Annotated in this window: 16 protein-coding genes; 12 read left to right on the top strand and 4 right to left on the bottom strand. The window is 34.2% G+C overall.

Going from position 1 to position 18,818, the window contains the following annotated elements; genetic code table 11:
• Positions 1-2: 2 nt before the first annotated feature.
• The 7 genes from KA814_RS04170 to KA814_RS04140 are packed head-to-tail and all read left to right on the top strand — an operon-like array spanning position 3 to position 7,093.
• Complete coding sequence (locus KA814_RS04170) at positions 3-974, top strand: sugar kinase (RefSeq protein ID WP_064209877.1); 972 nt, start codon at positions 3-5, stop codon at positions 972-974.
• A gap of 28 nt (positions 975-1,002) precedes the next feature.
• Entirely contained in the window at positions 1,003-2,040 is a 1,038-nt protein-coding gene (locus KA814_RS04165) for a TRAP transporter substrate-binding protein (protein ID WP_070657509.1), read from the top strand.
• The gene (locus tag KA814_RS04160) at positions 2,015-2,524 is read left to right on the top strand and encodes a TRAP transporter small permease (protein WP_107360019.1); all 510 of its coding nucleotides are present in this window, start codon (positions 2,015-2,017) and stop codon (positions 2,522-2,524) included. Before KA814_RS04165 ends, KA814_RS04160 begins: the two co-directional genes overlap by 26 nt.
• Positions 2,521-3,816, top strand: coding sequence for a TRAP transporter large permease (locus KA814_RS04155; RefSeq protein ID WP_046207232.1), 1,296 nt, complete (start codon positions 2,521-2,523; stop codon positions 3,814-3,816). The genes KA814_RS04160 and KA814_RS04155 overlap by 4 nt, the downstream gene beginning before the upstream one ends.
• Before the next feature lie 15 nt (positions 3,817-3,831).
• Complete coding sequence (gene uxaC / locus KA814_RS04150) at positions 3,832-5,238, top strand: glucuronate isomerase (protein ID WP_064209873.1); 1,407 nt, start codon at positions 3,832-3,834, stop codon at positions 5,236-5,238.
• Between the two features lie 2 nt (positions 5,239-5,240).
• The gene (gene uxuA / locus KA814_RS04145; protein WP_046207233.1) at positions 5,241-6,272 is read left to right on the top strand and encodes a mannonate dehydratase; all 1,032 of its coding nucleotides are present in this window, start codon (positions 5,241-5,243) and stop codon (positions 6,270-6,272) included.
• Entirely contained in the window at positions 6,272-7,093 is an 822-nt protein-coding gene (locus KA814_RS04140) for an SDR family oxidoreductase (RefSeq protein WP_046207234.1), read from the top strand. The genes uxuA and KA814_RS04140 overlap by 1 nt, the downstream gene beginning before the upstream one ends.
• 100 nt (positions 7,094-7,193) lie before the next feature.
• Here KA814_RS04140 and KA814_RS04135 read toward each other — a convergent pair whose 3' ends face one another.
• On the bottom strand, positions 7,194-8,054 hold the full coding sequence (locus KA814_RS04135) for a MurR/RpiR family transcriptional regulator (RefSeq protein ID WP_064209872.1): 861 nt from the start codon (positions 8,052-8,054) through the stop codon (positions 7,194-7,196).
• Positions 8,055-8,231: 177 nt separating this feature from the next.
• Here KA814_RS04135 and KA814_RS04130 point away from each other — a divergent pair, with 177 nt between their 5' ends.
• From KA814_RS04130 to KA814_RS04110, 5 genes are all read left to right on the top strand, one after another.
• On the top strand, positions 8,232-9,722 hold the full coding sequence (locus KA814_RS04130) for an aldehyde dehydrogenase family protein (RefSeq protein WP_064209871.1): 1,491 nt from the start codon (positions 8,232-8,234) through the stop codon (positions 9,720-9,722).
• A 27-nt stretch (positions 9,723-9,749) separates the two neighbouring features.
• Positions 9,750-10,631, top strand: coding sequence for a 4-hydroxy-tetrahydrodipicolinate synthase (dapA, locus tag KA814_RS04125; protein WP_064209870.1), 882 nt, complete (start codon positions 9,750-9,752; stop codon positions 10,629-10,631).
• A 32-nt stretch (positions 10,632-10,663) separates the two neighbouring features.
• Positions 10,664-12,034, top strand: coding sequence for a flavin monoamine oxidase family protein (locus KA814_RS04120; RefSeq protein WP_107521919.1), 1,371 nt, complete (start codon positions 10,664-10,666; stop codon positions 12,032-12,034).
• Positions 12,035-12,065: 31 nt separating this feature from the next.
• Entirely contained in the window at positions 12,066-13,385 is a 1,320-nt protein-coding gene (locus tag KA814_RS04115; protein WP_064209868.1) for an MFS transporter, read from the top strand.
• 291 nt (positions 13,386-13,676) lie between these two features.
• Positions 13,677-14,750, top strand: a complete 1,074-nt coding sequence (locus KA814_RS04110) for a YkvI family membrane protein (RefSeq protein WP_064209867.1) — start codon at positions 13,677-13,679, stop codon at positions 14,748-14,750.
• Between the two features lie 71 nt (positions 14,751-14,821).
• Here KA814_RS04110 and KA814_RS04105 read toward each other — a convergent pair whose 3' ends face one another.
• The 3 genes from KA814_RS04105 to KA814_RS04095 form a co-directional block, all read right to left on the bottom strand.
• Positions 14,822-15,997 (bottom strand): Nramp family divalent metal transporter, encoded by a 1,176-nt coding sequence (locus tag KA814_RS04105; RefSeq protein WP_371090922.1) that lies wholly within the window; start codon positions 15,995-15,997, stop codon positions 14,822-14,824.
• 61 nt (positions 15,998-16,058) lie between these two features.
• Entirely contained in the window at positions 16,059-17,003 is a 945-nt protein-coding gene (locus KA814_RS04100) for an agmatinase family protein (RefSeq protein WP_040029920.1), read from the bottom strand.
• Between the two features lie 224 nt (positions 17,004-17,227).
• Positions 17,228-18,472: a Glu/Leu/Phe/Val family dehydrogenase gene (locus tag KA814_RS04095; protein ID WP_064209865.1), complete on the bottom strand. Its 1,245-nt coding sequence runs from the start codon at positions 18,470-18,472 to the stop codon at positions 17,228-17,230.
• Between the last annotated feature and the right edge of the window lie 346 nt (positions 18,473-18,818).

Here is an 18,818-nt window from a genome sequence, read left to right as displayed (position 1 = left end):
CAATGACGGTCTATGGTTTTGGTGAAGTATTATTACGTTACACGCCACCAAATTATGAACAGTTGAAAGATGCCAATACGTTTAAAGTAAATGTTGGTGGTGCAGAATTGAACGCACTTGTGACACTAGCACAATTTGGACATACGACTGAAATGTTAACGGTATTACCCAATCACGCGCTAGGACATTTAGCATTACAAAAAATGTTTCAAACACGTGTAGGTACTGCTTCAGTGAAATATAATAATGGCCGAATTGGTACATATTATATGGAAGAGAGTTTCGGCTTTCGTAGTGGCAAAGTGATTTATGATCGCGAACATTCAACATTTGCGAATCATGGTGAAGATGTAATGGAAGAAATCAATGCTCAAAGTGGAGATTTCTTTGTATTTACAGGTATTACGTTAGCTGTAAATAAAATGATTCGTCATCAAATTGTCGATGTATTAAAGCAACTAAAGCAACAAGGCGTTAACATAGTGTTCGATATTAATTTTAGAAGTAACTTATGGTCAAAAGAAACAGCAGTACCAATAATAAAGTCAATTTTACCATTTGTCGATGTTCTATTTTTTGGAAAAAAAGATGCTACACATTTGCTTGAAACTAATGATTTAGATGATGATATACAGACATGTGCAAAAACAATTCAATCCGAATACGACATTGATTTGATGGCTTCAAGTAATAGAAATATAGAACAAAGTACATTACAAGGTATTATGCTGACAAAAGAAAAATATATTGAAGGCCAAGCATATACTTACACTGTTTTAAACAGAATCGGTGCTGGTGATGCATTTATGGCAGGTGTATTACATGGATTGAATAAAGCATGGCAACCAGAAGATACAGTAGATTTTGCAACGAAATGTTCTGTTCTACAACATACGACAAATGAAGATGCACTAAGTGTACAAGAAAGTGATGTATTTAATTTATCAACGCATTTTGGAGAACTGAAACGATAAAAATTGCAATATAAGGGGTATAATCTTTATGAAGAAATTTACACTCCTTCTTGTAAGCGCATTCTTTACGATGGGGATGGTATCGATGTTGCTTACAAATAAGGAGACGATTGCTAAAACAAAGACAAAAGAGATCATGTTAGCGCATAATCAGCCAACGGAACATCCTGTCCATAAATCATTAAAAATTTTTAAAGATAGATTAGAAAAAGAATCACATGGTCAAATAAAAGTGAATATTTATCCGAATGGTCAGCTCGGTAGTGAGCGTGAAGCAATAGAAATGACACAGACGAATGCAATTCAAATGACTAAAGTTTCGGCTGGGGCATTGGAAAGTTTTTCGCCAACGTATTCATTATTTAATATGCCGTATTTATTTGAGTCAGAAGAAAATTATCGACACGTAATGAAACGTAAAAACGTACAAGACGCTTTCTTTAAATCGACAGGGGACCAAGGATTTTTAGGTATTACTTATTATGATGCAGGTATGCGTAATATCTATACGAAAGACAAAGAAATCAAAGACAACAAAGATTTGAAAGGCTTGAAGATTCGTGTTCAGCCAGGCAAAACAAGTGTAGATTTAATTAAATCGTTAGGTGGCACGCCAACACCGATGGATTATGGTGAAGTGTATACTGCAATGCAATCAGGTGTTATTGATGCAGCAGAAAATAATGAAACATCTTTAACAACGAATAACCATGGTGAAGTTGCAAAAAATTATTACTACACAGAACATGCAACCGTACCTGATATTTTAATCATGAACAAAGAGACCTATGACAGCTTGACGAAACAACAACAAAAATGGTTAGAAGATGCAGCAGATTATTCCACAAAAAAACATGAAGTAATTTGGGATAAAGCAGTGAGCGATGCTAAAAAAACAGCGACAGAAAAAATGGACGTGAAGTTTCACGATGTAGACAAATCTACATTTAAAGCGACTTCAAAACCTCTTCAAGATGAATTTAAAAATAATCCGGATACGAAAGCGGATTATAAACTAATCGAGAAGGAGGAACAGCGCTATGAAAAAAGCAAAGCAAATCATTGATAAATTGTTGTTAACGCTAGCTGGTATAACGCTTTTTGTTATGGTTATTTTATCGGTTTATCAAGTTGCAACACGCTTTATTTTTAACACACCGAGTACGACGAGTGAAGAAATTGTTAGATTCTTGTTGATATGGTTTGGGTTATTGAGTGCAAGCTATGTCTTTGGAATCAAACAGCATATTGCCATTGTATTTATCAGAGAAAAATTGCCTGAGAAAGTACAGTTATACTTGGAAAAGATTTCGGACATTATATTAATTATCGTGGCACTCGTGCTCATGATTTGGGGCGGTTTTGAAGTTGTGAAGTTAACTTGGTCTCAAATCGCGCCGTCAACAGGTTTATCAATGGCTGCAATGTATAGTGCATTGCCAGTTTCAGGAATATTTATTATTTTCTATGCATTTTATAATTTATTTAGTAAAGAGACAATGACTACAATTCAAGCGCGTGATGAGCTTGAAGGCGGTGATGGCTTATGACAATGATTGCGGGATTAGTATTATTCATCACATTCTTCATCTTTCTTATCATTGGCTTACCGATTGCATTAGCGATTATTTTAAGTTCTATTATTACGCTATTATTGATCTTACCATTCGATGTCACTATCGTAACTGCAGCACAGCGTATGGTTACGGGCATTGATGATTTTACGATGTTAGCGATTCCGTTATTTGTGCTAGCAGGTATCATCATGAATAACGGCGGCATTGCATTTAGATTAGTTAACTTTGCGAAGGTACTCGTTGGCAGATTGCCAGGATCATTAGCGCATACCAACATTGTTGGGAATATGCTTTTTGGTTCCATTTCTGGTTCTAGTGTTGCAGCAGCTGCTGCCATGGGTCGTATCATGGGACCAATGGAAAAAGCGCAAGGTTATAAAAAAGAATATTCAGCAGCAGCAAATATCGCTTCAGCACCTTCAGGTTTACTTATCCCACCAAGTTCACTATTGATTGTTTATTCATTAGTCAGCGGCGGGACATCCATTGCAGCGTTATTTATCGCGGGTTATATTCCAGGAATTCTATGGGGTATTGCTTGTATGATTGTTGCTTATGTCATGGCGAAAAAACAAGGTTATAAAGTATCAGAGAAAATTAGTTGGAAAGATAGATTATTCTTAACATTAGATGCATTACCGAGTTTATTTTTAATAGTAGTAGTGATTGGTGGTATTGTCGGAGGAATCTTTACAGCAACAGAAGGTGCAGCGGTCGCAGTTTTATATTCTGTAGTACTTTCGCTAATTTATAAAAGCTTAAAAATCAAACAATTATCCAACGTTATCAAAGAAACAGCTGAAATTAGCGGTATGATTTTATTTCTAATCACCGCTTCGGCGTTATTTTCACTTGTGATGAGTTATACCGGCTTACCGGAAGCAATATCCAATGGCATTATCTCAATGACTGACAATCCAATTGCACTGTTATTATTAATCAACGTTATTTTATTAGTCATTGGTACTTTTATGGATATTACACCAGCAGTACTTATATTTACACCAATCTTTTTACCGATTTCAGAAGTATTAGGTCTTGATCCCATTCATTTTGGTATCATTATCGCTTTTAACTTATGTATTGGTAATATCACACCACCAGTTGGTAGTGCGTTGTTTGTAGGAGCAAGTGTAGGCGGTGTACGTGTTGAATCAGTATTTAAATATTTAATTCCATATTTTGTAGCTTTAATTATTTTAATGCTAATCATTACTTTTATACCACAATTATCATTATTCCTTCCAAAATTATTAGGATTATAGAAAAGGAGCAATTATATGACTTTAATTAATGACAATTTTTTATTAAATAGTAAAACAGCAGTAAAACTATACCAGAAAGTTAAAGATTTACCGATTTATGATTTTCATTGTCACTTAGATCCAAAAGAAATTTACGAAAATAAAAATTATGACAATATTACACAGTTATGGCTAGGTGGAGATCATTATAAATGGCGTTTAATGAGAGCTTATGGCATTGAGGAAGCATTTATTACAGGCAGTGTTGATGATTTTGATAAATTCCAAGCATTTATGCATATGTTACCGTATGCGATTGTAAATCCGATGTATCATTGGTGTGCATTAGAATTAAAACGCTATTTTAATGAGGATACAGATTTAGATAAAGTGAATATCAGTAAATTATATAAATCATTAAATAAAAAGTTAGCAAAACCTTCACATACACCACAAAATCTAATTAAGCAAAGTAATGTTAAGGTGGTATGTACGACAGATGATCCATGTGATGACTTAAAGTATCATAAGTTATTAAACGAAGATAGCAACGTTACATTTAAAGTTATACCTACATTTAGACCGGATAGTTACGTTTTCTTAAATCATGAATCTATCAATACAAAAATTGACCAATTGAATCAAGCGACTGATTGCGACATCCAAGATTTAAATACTTATATTGATGCATTAAAAGCACGTGTACATTATTTTGATAGACAAGGTGCGCGCAGTTCAGACCAAAGTTTTGAAAAGACACCTTTAGTAACAGCAACGGTTGACACAGCAACTGAAATTTATAATGCGCTCAAACGTGGCGAACAAGTAACAGAAACTGAACAATATGAATTAGCAGGTTATATATTAACTGAAATTAGTAAAGTTTATGAAGAATTAGGTTGGGTTGTACAATTCCACCTTGGACCAACAAGAAATAATAACTCAAACATGTTTAAAATTACAGGAGCAGACAGTGGTTTTGATAGTGTAGGTGAACAGTTGAGTGCTAAAAAATTAAATGCATTACTAGATCATCTTGAGCAAAATCATGCGTTATCAGATACCATCATTTACCCCAATAATGGCAATGATCATTTAATGGTACAAGCAACTGCAGGGAACTTTACAAATAGTCATCACAAAGTCCAACTCGGTGCTGCATGGTGGTTTAACGATACAAAAGAAGGTATGGAACAACATTTAGTAGAGTATGCTAATGTCGGTTTATTATCTAAATTTGTAGGCATGCTCACAGATTCACGTAGTATGATTTCGTATACACGTCATGAGTACTTTAGAAGAATATTATGTAATTTCTTAGGAGATAGAATTGAAAAAGGTGAGATTCAATTATCAGAAGAAACTATCACTCAAATAGTGAAAGATATTTGTTATAACAATGCAGTAAAATTATTCAAAATAGAAGGCGTTGAGGAGGTATAAGCATGGAATTATCATTTCGTTGGTATGGGGAAGATGACCCAGTAACATTAAATAATATTAGACAAATTCCAGATATGAAACAAATTGTTACAGCAATTTATGACATTCCAGTTGGAGAAGTTTGGACTAAAGAAAGAATTGCAGCATTAAAACAGTCAATTGAAGATGCGGGTTTGAAATTTGAAGTTGTAGAAAGTTTACCTGTCAGTGAGGAAATAAAGCTTGGTACAGAGAAACGCGATCAACTCATTGAAAACTATAAAACTTCATTGATTAATCTCGCAGAAAATGGTGTTAAAACAGTAACTTATAACTTTATGCCGGTATTTGATTGGACACGTTCACAATTAGACTATGACTTGTCAGATGGTTCCAATACACTGATTTATAACCATGATCAAATTAAAGATATTGATCCACTAACGACGAATTTAAATCTACCAGGTTGGGATGAAAGTTACTCGCGTGAAGAGATGAATCAACTGATTACATCCTATCGTGAAACCTCAGATGAACAATTATGGGACAATCTGAAGTACTTCTTAGATGCTGTGTTACCCACTGCTATCGAACATGATGTGGATCTGGCGATACATCCGGACGATCCACCTTGGCCGATATTTGGCATACCACGTATCATTAAAAACAAAGAAAGCTACGAACGCTTATTAGCTATTAGTAATGATACACATAATGGTATTTGTTTCTGTACTGGTTCATTAGGTTCATTAGCAGAAAACGATTTACCGAATATGATTCGTACATTTGGTGATCACATTCATTTTGTACACATGCGCAATGTTAAACGTATTGGTGATAATTCATTTATAGAAACAGGCCACTTATCTAAAGATGGCTCAGTAGATATGAAAGCTGTTACTGAAGCACTGAGAGATATTGATTACAAAGGGACTATCAGACCTGACCATGGACGTATGATCTGGGGAGAAACAGGTAAAGCTGGTTATGGCTTGTTTGATAGAGCTTTAGGTGCAACTTATATTAATGGCTTAATAGAAGGAGTGAGTAAATAATGGCAACACAATTCAAAGATGTTAATGTCGTTATTACAGGTGCGACAGGTGTGATTGGTTCTACTTTTGTCAAAGCGCTTGTAGAAAAAGGTGCTAATGTGGGTATATTAGGTCGTTCAGAAGACAAAATTATAGAATTACAAGATGAAATTGATAAAAATAGACAACAAACTGTAGCGCTCGTTGCAGATGTGCTAGATAAATCAGCTTTAGAGCAAGCGAAACAAACATTCAATGATAAATTTGGTGCAATTACAATACTTATCAATGGCGCCGGTGGTAATCATCCTGATGCGACAACGAATGATGAAATGTACGATAAAGCAGGCGACAAAACGTTCTTTGATCTCACAGAAGAAGGTGTAGATAATGTATTTAAATTAAACTATACTGGAACATTTTTACCATCACAAGTATTCGGCAAAGATGTTGTGGCATCTGAAACAGGAACAATTATCAATATTTCATCTATGAACGCCTTTACGCCGTTGACAAAAATTCCAGCCTACAGCGGTGCAAAAGCTTCAGTAAGTAACTTTACTCAATGGTTGAGCACTTATTTTGCAGGGCAAATTCGTGTTAATGCAATTGCACCAGGATTTTTCGAAACAAATCAAAATAAGGCATTGCTAAGAAATGAAGACGGTTCTTATTCAGAACGTGCTCAAAAAATTCTTTCACAAACGCCAATGGATCGTTTTGGTGTACCTGAAGATATTTTAGGTACATTGTATTGGTTAATGGACCATGATATGAGCGGTTTTGTAACAGGTATTGTGGTTCCAGTAGATGGTGGCTTCTCATCATATTCTGGCGTATAAATTAAATAAAGTAAATCAAATAAAAATCAACACTTTCATTGTTATAAGGATGAAAGTGTTGATTTTTTTGTTTGATTGTCTGGTTAACATTGTTGTTATTTTATGTGTCATGGTAAGTAATATTATTGCGATATAATACATCTTCTAATTTTTCTAAATTGGATAATGCATTAGCTGAAGTACGTCTGCCGAGTTCTAATACTAATGCATCAATCAGCGCAATAATTGGAATGATTGAAAAATGATCCTTTCTAACGGAAAGCTTTAAAGTAATAGTTGCATGTTCTAAAACTGGTGAAGAGTCATAATCTGTGATTAAAATAATATAGTTGCCTTGACGTTTTGTTTCTTTGACAGCTTGAATCACTGAATTTGTGTAGGGTTCAAAAGCAAAAACAATTAATATATCATTTTTAGTCATTTTAGTAATTTTATCAAAAATAGCATCAGTATCATTACTAAGCTGATGAATATTTAAATAAAATTCGTTTAGTAAATGCTCAAAATATAAAGCGGTCGCCCTATAAGGACGGGTGCCAAGGATACATACACTCGTTGCATTTTCTATATATTCAACAGCAGTAACAAAATTTTCAATCAAATCAGGTTTTAATGACTGATTTAATAAATCAACGCTTTTATCCCAAACATCAGTCAACGCATAACCTTGTTCACGATTGATGTCTCCAAAAGCATTTTTAAGAGAAAACTTAGTTTCATTTGGTAAGGCTTCACTGTAAATATCTTTACGAAAATCATTGAAATTTTCATAGTCTAAAGCGTGCATGGTACGCATAACTGTAGAAACGCCTACTTCAGCCTGTTGAGACAATTCTTTAATTGTTATTAAGCCTAAGTCTTCAAAATGTTTAAGTATAAAGTCGCAGAGTTTTTGCTGTTTTTTAGGTAAACTTTTTTTAACTTTTACAATTTTTGATTTTAAATCTGGATTTTGATTCATAAAAACTAAGCGCCTCGTTTCTGTTGATTCAAATAACTTTATCTATATCATAACAAAGGTTTATTGCAAATAAAAATTCTGAAAAAGAACAGAAACGCTCCCTTTATTAATGTAAGGGTTTACATTTATTCATATAAATGATAATATTCTATTTAATAAAAACAAGGGGGTATAATATTGTTAAATTATAAATTTGAAAATTTAAAACCAAAAGTGCAATCTTTTTTGAAAGAAGATATTCAACTTTATATTAATGGCGCTTATTGTAATGCAAAAAAAGGCAAGCTGTTTGAAGTTTTGGATCCTTCTACTGAAAAAGTAATAACTAAAGTTCATGAAGCAGATGAAGTAGATATTGATTATGCAGTTGATTCAGCTAGAGCAACTTTTGATACTGGTGAATGGACAAAAATGGAAGCGCATACAAGGAGTAATATTATTTATGCTTTTGCACAGTTGTTAAAAGCGCATCGAGAAGAACTGGCTCAACTTGAGTCTATTGATAGTGGTAAGCCATATGATGTTGCATTAGCTGATGATATTGATGGAACAATTCAACAATTTGAATATTATGCTGGATTTGCAACAAAAATTAGTGGTAAAACCACTCAAATTTCAAATGATTTAGTCAGTTATACGGTTCATGAACCTATTGGGGTTGTGGGACAAATTATTCCTTGGAATTTCCCGTTATTAATGGCTTCCTGGAAATTAGGTGCCGCGTTAGCTGTGGGTTGTACGATTGTTATTAAACCAGCGACTGAAACACCATTATCGTTATTGTATGCAGCTCAGTTATTTAAACAGGCAGGATTTCCTGATGGGGTTGTTAATATTGTGCCTGGACCTGGTAACACAGCAGGTGAGGCTATCGTTAATCATTCTAAAATAGATAAAATTGCTTTTACTGGTTCTACAAATGTAGGCAAGAATGTCATGAAGGGTGCAGCAGATGAAATAAAAAATGTCACATTAGAATTAGGTGGTAAATCGCCAGCTATTTTATTGAAAGATGCTGACTTAGATGAAGCGATCGAAGGTGCATTTGCTGGCACAATGTATAACCAAGGACAGAATTGTAGTGCTTGTACACGTGTTTATGTTCATAGAGATATATATGAAACTGTTTTAGAGGGATTAAAGAAAAAAGCAGCGTCAATAAAACTAGGTCCAAGCATGGATGATAATTATAATATGGGACCATTGATTTCTAAAAGACAACAAGACAAGGTAATAGATTATATAGAAAAAGGAAAAAAAGAAGGTGCCAGATTAATATTTGGTGGTCAGCAAACATATGAACATGGCTATTATGTTGAACCTACTATTTTTGCAGATGTAGAAGATGATATGACCATTGCGAGAGAAGAAATATTTGGTCCAGTAATGTCTGTCTTTGTGTTTGATGATATTGATGAAGTCATTAATAGAGCTAATGATAGTCAGTATGGTTTAGCCTCTAGTGTTTGGACACAAAATATTAAAAACGGTCATTATATATCTAAAAAGCTAGAAGCGGGAACAGTGTGGATTAACACGGTCGGTCTTGAAATAGAAACGATGCCATTCGGCGGTTATAAACAATCTGGTATTGGTAGAGAGATGGGCGGAGAGTATGGTTTACAAAGCTATACATCAGTTAAAAGTGTCATGATTAATATAGATTAAAATATAAAGAGATTAGGAGAATATATTATGTATAAACCTTATGGAATGATTGCAGCATTACCTACTCCAATGTTAGAAAACGGAGACATTGATTTTGAATCATTTGAAAAATTAATAGAACATGTGATTGCAGGTGGAATTCATGGTGTACTTGTCGGCGGTAGTACTGGAGAATATTCATTGATGACTTTCGAGGAACGGAAAAAAATCATAGCATTTGTAACATCCCAAGTGAATCAAAGAGTTCAAGTTATGGCTGGAACGGGGTGTCATAGGACACTTGATACAATCGAATTGACGAAATTTGCAGAACATGTTGGTGCAGACTCGGCATTAGTTATCAATCCGTATTATATGGTTACAAGTGACGATGGAATATTAGATCATTATAAAGCTGTAGCAAAAAACACTGACATTGGTATCGTTATTTATCATTATCCAGACGCAACAGGCGTAGAACTTTCACCTGAATTAATACATGAAATTAGTAAAATTGAAGGTGTGATTGGTATTAAAAATACAGCAGATGGTATTCATACATCTAAATTACTTAACCTAGTGAAAGATAATACAGATTTTGCGTTGTTAAATGGTTTTGAAGATTTATTTTTACCTTCATTATCAATAGGAGCAAATGGTGCAATAGGGCTAGTACATAATTTAGTTCCGGATAAAATTGCAAAATTGTATGAGCTAATCCAAGAAAATAATGTAAAAGAAGCTGCTGAATTAAATAAAAAATTACTGCCTTTATTTAATTTATTAGAAGAAGAAACTGTACCTGGAACAGTTAAAGCTGGTTTGAAAGCGTTAGGAATTTCAGACACTACATGTCGATTACCATTACAACCAGCATCTAAATCATTTGAGAAAAAAATGACACAATTATTGAATGAAATAAATAACTAAGTGCAAGAAAATTAGAATAAGAAGGTGCTAATATGAAAGATGTCATTATTATCGGTGGTGGATTGGCAGGATTATCAGCAGCATGGAGATTAAGTAACCACGATATACTATTATTAGAATCAGAAAATCGTGTTGGTGGACGTGTAATGTCTGAAAGACGTGGTAATTATTGGATGAATTGGGGTGGACACGTTTATGCTGGTGAAGGATCAGCAACTGACGATTTATTAAAATCGGTAGGTGTTAAATCATTACCAGTGCCTGGAAAACTTTCTGCTATGCATTTAAATGGAAAACTTTTATTAGATGGTCGAGTAGAATTATATCCATTTAGAGTACCTATGTCATGGAAATCGAGATTAGCAATGTTAACTGCAGGTGCAAAAGTAAGAGCTGCAGTGATGAAATATGCAAAAGTTGCTCAAAAGAAAGAAGTTGAAGATTATTGTGTCCAACAACAACGTATTTTAGATTTTATGAATAATAAAACATTTTCAGAATTCACAGGAAAATTACCGATTGATGCAGATGCTATTTTTAGACCAACCGTAAGTAGATCAACAGGTGAACCTGAACAAATTTCGGCTGGAGCAGGCATCGGTTACTTTCATATGATTTGGAATAAAAAAGGCGGGCTATCTCAAAATATAATGGGTGGGCCATCTACATTAACAAACACAATAGCCAACCATTTAAAAAATAAAGTTGAAATCAATGCACACGTACAAGAAATCATTCATAACCAAGACTTTGTAACAGTAAAGTATCAACAAAATGGAACTGAGTTTGTGGAAACTGCAAAGTACGCCATCATAACTACGCCGGCACCCATCACACGTAAAATCACAAAAAATTTAAGTGCAAAGCTAGATTATGCACTTAGCCAAATTAAATATGGACCGCATGTAAGTGCGTCATTTTTAACGAATGAACAAGGTAAACAAATTTGGGATGATGTATACGCATTTGCTACGCCGAAGCGGTCATTTGATATATTAATACACAATTCTAATGTCATTCATGCCCAACAGAAAAATCGTGAACAGGGTAGTAGTTTTATGACATTTTCACCTGCGAATAGAGGTAAAGCATTGATTGACAAATCTGAAGATGAAATATTAGAAATATACCTGAATGATTTAGAAGAGATTCTTCCTGGTTTTAGAGATTATGTTATAGAAGCTAAGGTGAATAAATTTCCTTATGGATCGGTGTATGTGTATCCTGGACGCGCTGATATACAATCAACATTAATAGAACCAGAAGGACGTTTATTTTTAGCAGGTGATTATTTAGGTACGTTTTATACTGAAACAGCCATTCAAACTGGGTATACCGCTGCGCAAAATATTAATAGTCTATTAGGTTTTACCAAAAATGAAGATTTACGAGAAGTTTTGTAAGCGTTTACAAAAATGATGTGGAGGCTTTTTTATGACAAATAAATCTATGGAGGATATGCCCTTTTGCAAATTTCACATGAAAATCTTTTCTTATGCGAGTGGCAGTTCTTTTGTTGATGGCTATAGTTTAGGAATTATAGCCATCGCACTTTCAGTAATGCAAAATGATTTTGAAATGTCTGTGACGATGGTTGGCTTACTAGGTATGGGGACATTAGCTGGGATGATCATTGGAGGTTTAGTTGGTGGTTATTTTACAGACATATTAGGACGTAAGAAAATGTTTATTATTGATATGTTGTTATTAGGTGTTTTTACCACTGCGCAATTTTTTGTTACAGATCCAATGCAGTTAGTAGTGTTGAGACTGTTGATTGGTATTGCTCTAGGTACAGATTATCCTATAGCTGGTTCATTAATGAGCGAATTTGCGCCTAAAAAGCATAGAGGAGCATTGTTAGGCGGCATTAATGCGTTTTGGTTTATTGGCTATGCCATTTCATATCTTGTTGGTTATTTTATGCTTCCATTAGGTGCAGATAGTTGGAGATGGATGTTATTAAGCGGGGCTTTACCGATTATCTTTTTATTATTAGCTCGACTTAATATGCCAGAATCTCCACATTGGTTAACAAAACAAGGTAAAAGTGTAGAAGCAGCCCAGATTGTTAAAAAAATATTTGGTGACGACGTGATTGTTTCAAATACAAACCATGAACATAAAAAAACAAGTTTGGCAGATATTTTTAAAAATGGTTATGGCAGACGTACATTTTTTGTTTCCATGTTTTGGTCATTACAAGTGATGACTACATTTGCTATTGGAACGTATATCCCTGAGATTCTTTCACAATTTGGATTCCATGAAGGTTCACAAAAATATTTAGGATCTGCTGTTATTAATATGTTTTATTTAATAGGTATTTTTCCAGCATTATACTTAGTTGAAAAATATGGAAGAAGACCTACTTTGATATGGCCCTTCTTGATTACTGCGCTAGCTTTGTTATCATTAGGTATAGTATCTGGTGGCAACGCTCCATTTTTAATGATACTTGTACTATTTATTATTTACGGTATTTTCAATACAGCTATGGGCAGTCATCAATGGATTTATCCATATGAACTATTCCCTACATATGTACGTGGTACAGGTGGAGGTTTTACTACTACTGTGAGTCGATCAGCATCTGCTTTAAGTACATTTTTCTTTCCGATGATTTTAGAAAATTATGGATTAAGTGTAACAATGTATATTTCATCGGCACTATTATTTATTGGTTTTATACTGTCGATTTATATGGCACCGGAAACAAAAGGGAAAAATTTAGAAGAGGCAGGAGCTATTTAGGTTGAAATTTAAAGTGTTGTTGTGTTTTTTAAGCATCGCTAAATGGCCTTGATTTGATTGAATATGATTGTTATATGTTGAATGAAGTGAAAAGTTGACTAGATGAACTGTACTTTCATCCTAGTTACTTTTGTTGGGCGGGACAAAGGAATCTACTAGAAAAGTATGATGTTTGTCTCGCTCTTATTTGCTTCGACATATGTATTTTTAATCTTTTAGCACAATGATTGTTTGTTTTGAAAACCTGATAAATAGTACATAGTAACTAACTTCGAAGGGGATGTATGATCAATGAGTAAAGATAATAAGGCAGCAGTTAAGACTGCGCTCGCTTATCTTAGTTTTATAGTTGGCGCAGGATTTACAACTGGCCAAGAACTTTTACAATTCTTTGTTAACCATGGAAATTATGCATATATTGCAGTGATTCTTACAGGTATTATTGTAACGTTTGCGACTAGGCAAATTTCAAAAATTGGTTATCGCTTGGATGCGAATACATATGAAATTTCATTGAACCATATTTTCGGAAAGTATGTAGGTAAGATTATTGATTATTTAACTATTTTCTTTTTATTTGGCTTAACTGTTGTTATGATTGCAGGCGGCGGCTCTGCACTTTATCAAGGATTTGGGCTTCCAATGTGGACAGGTTCATTAGCAATTGTAATTTTGCTTTTTATTGTGCTACAACTTAGATTTAATAAAATCATGACAATACTAAGTGTAGTGACACCATTTTTAGTCATCGCAGTTTTAGTGATTGCGGGCTATAATATTATCAATCCTACAATTCCATTTTCAGAGGTAGAACATTACACAAAACCATCTAAAACATCTAGTTCCATATGGTGGTGGGATGCGATTGTTTATGGAGGATTAATCATTGGCAATAGCTTTAGTTTCTTAACCATCGTTGGTAGTGATGCTATGAGTCATAAAACAGCACGCAGGGGAGCATTTTATGGTGGCCTATCTTTTAGTATATTGTTATTAATTATGACGTGTGGATTAATGGCTAATATCCAAAACGCTAATAGTGTAGACATTCCTACATTATTATTGGCAAATGATATACACCCTTATATAGGTATATTTATGTCAGCGGTGATGATAGGTGTTATTTTCAATAGCTGTATCGGTATGTTGTATCCATTTTTAAGTAGATTTACACGACCAAGTAGTAAAGGTTATGTTGCACTATTAACAATTTCTTTAATTGTGGCGTTTATCTTAAGTTTTATTGGCTTTGTCGATCTAGTGAATTTCGTGTTTAAAACATTCGGTTATATCGGCCTGTTTATCAGTGCTGCGCTATTAGTTAGATGGGTTTATAATAAATTTAGTGAAAAACGTTTAATGTAATCACTAAAAACATAAATAAAAGACGTATAGTAACCAATTTTGTATATAATTGGACTATACGTCTTTTTTATTTAAGATAGAAAGCTAGTAATTGCGTCGACTAGACTATAAAGACCTAAGAAAGTAACGATTAAAACGACAACAAAACCGATAATATTAAGCCAAATGTTATTGACAAAACGGCCCATTAGATTTTTCTTGTTGATGATAATAAAAATTAATATAGCAACGATGGGTAAAATAATACCATTTAAGGCTTGTGCCACTAATAATACTTCTAATGGTTCAAATCCGAGTGAGGATGTTGTAATACCAATAAGGATAATGACTGCAAAGACAATCTTGTATTTTTTGCTTTCCATGCCACCTTTCCACCCTAATAAGCTGCTTATTGTAGCTGCCGCTCCAGTAGGGGAAGCAATAGCAGATGAAAGCCCTGCTGCAAACAAACCGATGCTAATTGCAAAGGGAGCGGCATCGCCTAAAACAGGTTTGAGTGGACCAGAAAGTTGAATAATACTTTTGACTTCATCACCACGAATTAATGTGGCAGCAGCAATAAGAATAGCTGCTGAAATGATACCACCAACAGTAATCGAAATAATAGTATCCCAACGCGCAAACTTGAGTTCTTTTATACCATTAAAACGTTCGTGTACCGCTGTGGAATGGATGAAGAAATTATAAGGAACTACAGTCGTTCCGATTAATGCTATGACAGTTATTATAGAACCGTTCGGAATTGTAGGTACAAATACACCTTTTAAAATACCAAAAATATCAGGCTTAATGACGATCATAGTTGTAATAAAGATAATGCCCATGATGACCATCAAGAAAATCATTATTTTTTCTAAAAATTTATAATTACCAAATAACCCGATGAGTAAAATAATAAAACCGATAATAGGTGCTACTAGGTTTTCTGGTAAATTTAATAGATATGCTGCACCAAGTGAAGTTCCAATTAAATCGCCACTGATGTAAGCAGCACAACCAATGGTTACAGCTATTAATGTAAACCATACAATAATTAGTTTTCCTACTTTATGGGCAAATAATTCTTGTATCGCTTCGCCTAAACCTTCTCTTGTTACGAGTGATAGTCGAATAATCATTTCTTGGAGCACGATGGTTGCAACAATTGAGAAAACAACAGCCCATAACAGGCTATAACCAAACCCCGCACCACCTTGTGTCATCGTTGTAACGGTTCCGGGACCTATAAATGAAGCGGTGATAATCATACCAGGACCGAGAGATTTAATAATCTTCCTTACATTTTTGACCAATGTCATCACCCCTCATTTATTTTGTGTTATTTAAATAATTCACATGGCCCGCAAGTACATATAATACAGCTGTTGAAACGAAATGGGCAGAGTTTTGGTTAGCGTCTTGCATTGGGTAAACTTCAACATAATCCATACCGCATAAGCCTAATGCACCAAATTCATATATCATTGTTAATAGCTCATAAGAACTTAGTCCATTGCCATCTACTGGCCCGCCTGGATTAAAGGCAAAGTCTAGTACATCACTACATATTGTTAAATACACGACATCTACATCTTTACTCGCCTGTGCATAAATATCTCTAGCATATTGTTTTAAATCCTTAGCAGCTCTAATATCATTGATCGTAAGTGTTACTGCACCAGCTTCTTGAGCGTAACGGCCTGTTTCTGGTTTGTTTCTAGGACCATGAATACCTGTATGAATGATACTTTCATTACGTATACCATCTGTTTCATATAGTCTCATGAATGGAGTGTTACGTGCGTAGGGTTCTCCTTCATAATCGGGCATGTTATCATAATGCGCATCCAAATGTATAATGCCCACTTTTTTACCCGTTTCCGCCAGTGACTTCAGAATAGGGTAAGTGACACCATGTTCACCACCAAAACCAACTAAAAATTTCTCGCTTTCCCATAGCTTTTTAGTGAATTTTTCAATATTTTCGTAGCTTTGTTGATTATTGTGCGCAACAAAAGGCACATCACCTACATCGCCCATTGTTAAATGTTCACTAATATCAATATGGTTTAATTCTGGTAAATATTGACTGTAACGTGCTGAGCAAACTCTAATTTGCTTTGGACCTAATTCAACGCCAGTATAGTCACCCCAAGTGCTTTCACCTTCAAAAGGCGCACCATAAATTATGACATCTGTATCTAAATTATCTGTAGATGTGAGATTTTTACTATTTAAAAAGCATGGTACATTACCATAAATATTGTTTTTCATATTGTATAACCTCCCCTTTGTTGTAAATAAGTATATATTGGATAATTTTTTATTTCAAATAAATTCAGAAAATTCTATTTTTAAACCTTTTGAAAATGTAAATATTTTAATAGGAAAGTATTTTTATATAGAAATTTAGTCTGAGTGTGAAAATTAATGTATAAAAAAATAAGCTGATTCAAATTTGAATCAGCTTTTTGCAACGTGGAATAGGGAATAAAGTATTATGCCCAACCACGGAAACGCGTTGCTTCAGCCGTACGTTTTAGACCTACAACATAAGCTGCTAAACGCATATCCATTTTTCTATTTTCTGCTAAATCATAAATTTTATTAAATGCTTCAACCATTTTTTCTTCAAGTTTCGTGATAATTTCTTCTTCAGACCAATAATAGCCTTGATTATTTTGCACCCATTCGAAGTAAGATACTGTAACACCACCTGCACTAGCAAGTACATCTGGTATGATTAAAACGTCGCGTTGGGTTAATATTTTAGTCGCTTCTTGTGTCGTAGGACCATTAGCTGCTTCTGCTACAATTTTAGCTTGAATTAAATGGGCGTTTGTTTCTGTAATTTGATTAGATAATGCAGCAGGAATCAAAATGTCGCAGTCGAGTTCAAATAATTTTTCATTAGGAATGACGTCTTCAAATAATGGTGTTACACGACCATGTTGTTCTTTTAACGCTAGAAGATGTTCAATATCGAGACCATCAGGATTATATAAAGCGCCTCGACTTTCTGATATCGCGACAATTTTAGCCCCTTTATCATGCAAAATTTTAGCAATAAAACTTCCGGCATTGCCAAAACCTTGAATCGCTACACGAGAACCTTCGATATTAATATTTCGATGTTTCGCAGCTTCTTCAATTGTGATTACAGCACCTAGCGCTGTGGCTCGATTACGTCCTTGTGAACCACCTAATGAAAGCGGTTTGCCTGTAATAAATGCAAATGCATTTGAGCGGTTGATTTTACTGTATTCGTCCATCATCCAAGACATGATTTGTGGGTTTGTATAAACATCTGGTGCTGGAATATCACTGGCAGGTCCTACAAATTGTGAAATAGCTTTAACATAACCACGTGATAAACGTTCTAGTTCTAAATTACTCATTTCTCTTGGATCACATATGACGCCACCTTTACCACCACCAAAAGGTAAGTTTGTGATGCCGCACTTCATTGTCATCCACATGGATAATGCTTTCACTTCCTCAACATTCACATCAGGATGGAAGCGGATACCACCTTTGGTAGGTCCTACGGCTTGATTGTGTTGTGCACGATAGCCTTTAAAAGTTTTAACAGTGCCATCATCCATACGCACAGGAATTCGTATTTCTAAAAATCTTAAAGGTTCTTTGACAAGTTCATACATACCATCGTCAAACCCTAATTTATGTAAGGCTTCTTTCATAATTTCTTGAGTCGAAGTTACTAAGTTATTGTTTTCTGTCATGTTTATCTCCTCTATCATTACTTCAATACTTATAAGTTACTTATATATAAATGTTATCGATAATAAGATATAAAATCAATACATAATGACTGAATTTTTATAAAAGTTTGAAAATTCAATTAATAAAAAATATATGATTTTTTGGAGAGAAATTGTCTAGTTTTATGCTTGGATAGGGGGTGATTATAGCCGAGAACTTTAAGTGATTGCTTATAGTGTTGAAAAACAGCGTCGTATAATTGATTAATTATACTGAAAAATTAATAGATATAGAAAAGTATATGATGCTGTAGATAGTAAAATTTAATGTTACTTAAATATGAGTAATCGTTTATAGTTACAATCG

The sequence above is a fragment of the Staphylococcus sp. GDY8P196P genome (genome assembly GCF_017891705.1).
Classification (GTDB): domain Bacteria; phylum Bacillota; class Bacilli; order Staphylococcales; family Staphylococcaceae; genus Staphylococcus; species Staphylococcus ureilyticus.
This window is presented reverse-complemented; position numbering and strand designations above follow the sequence as displayed.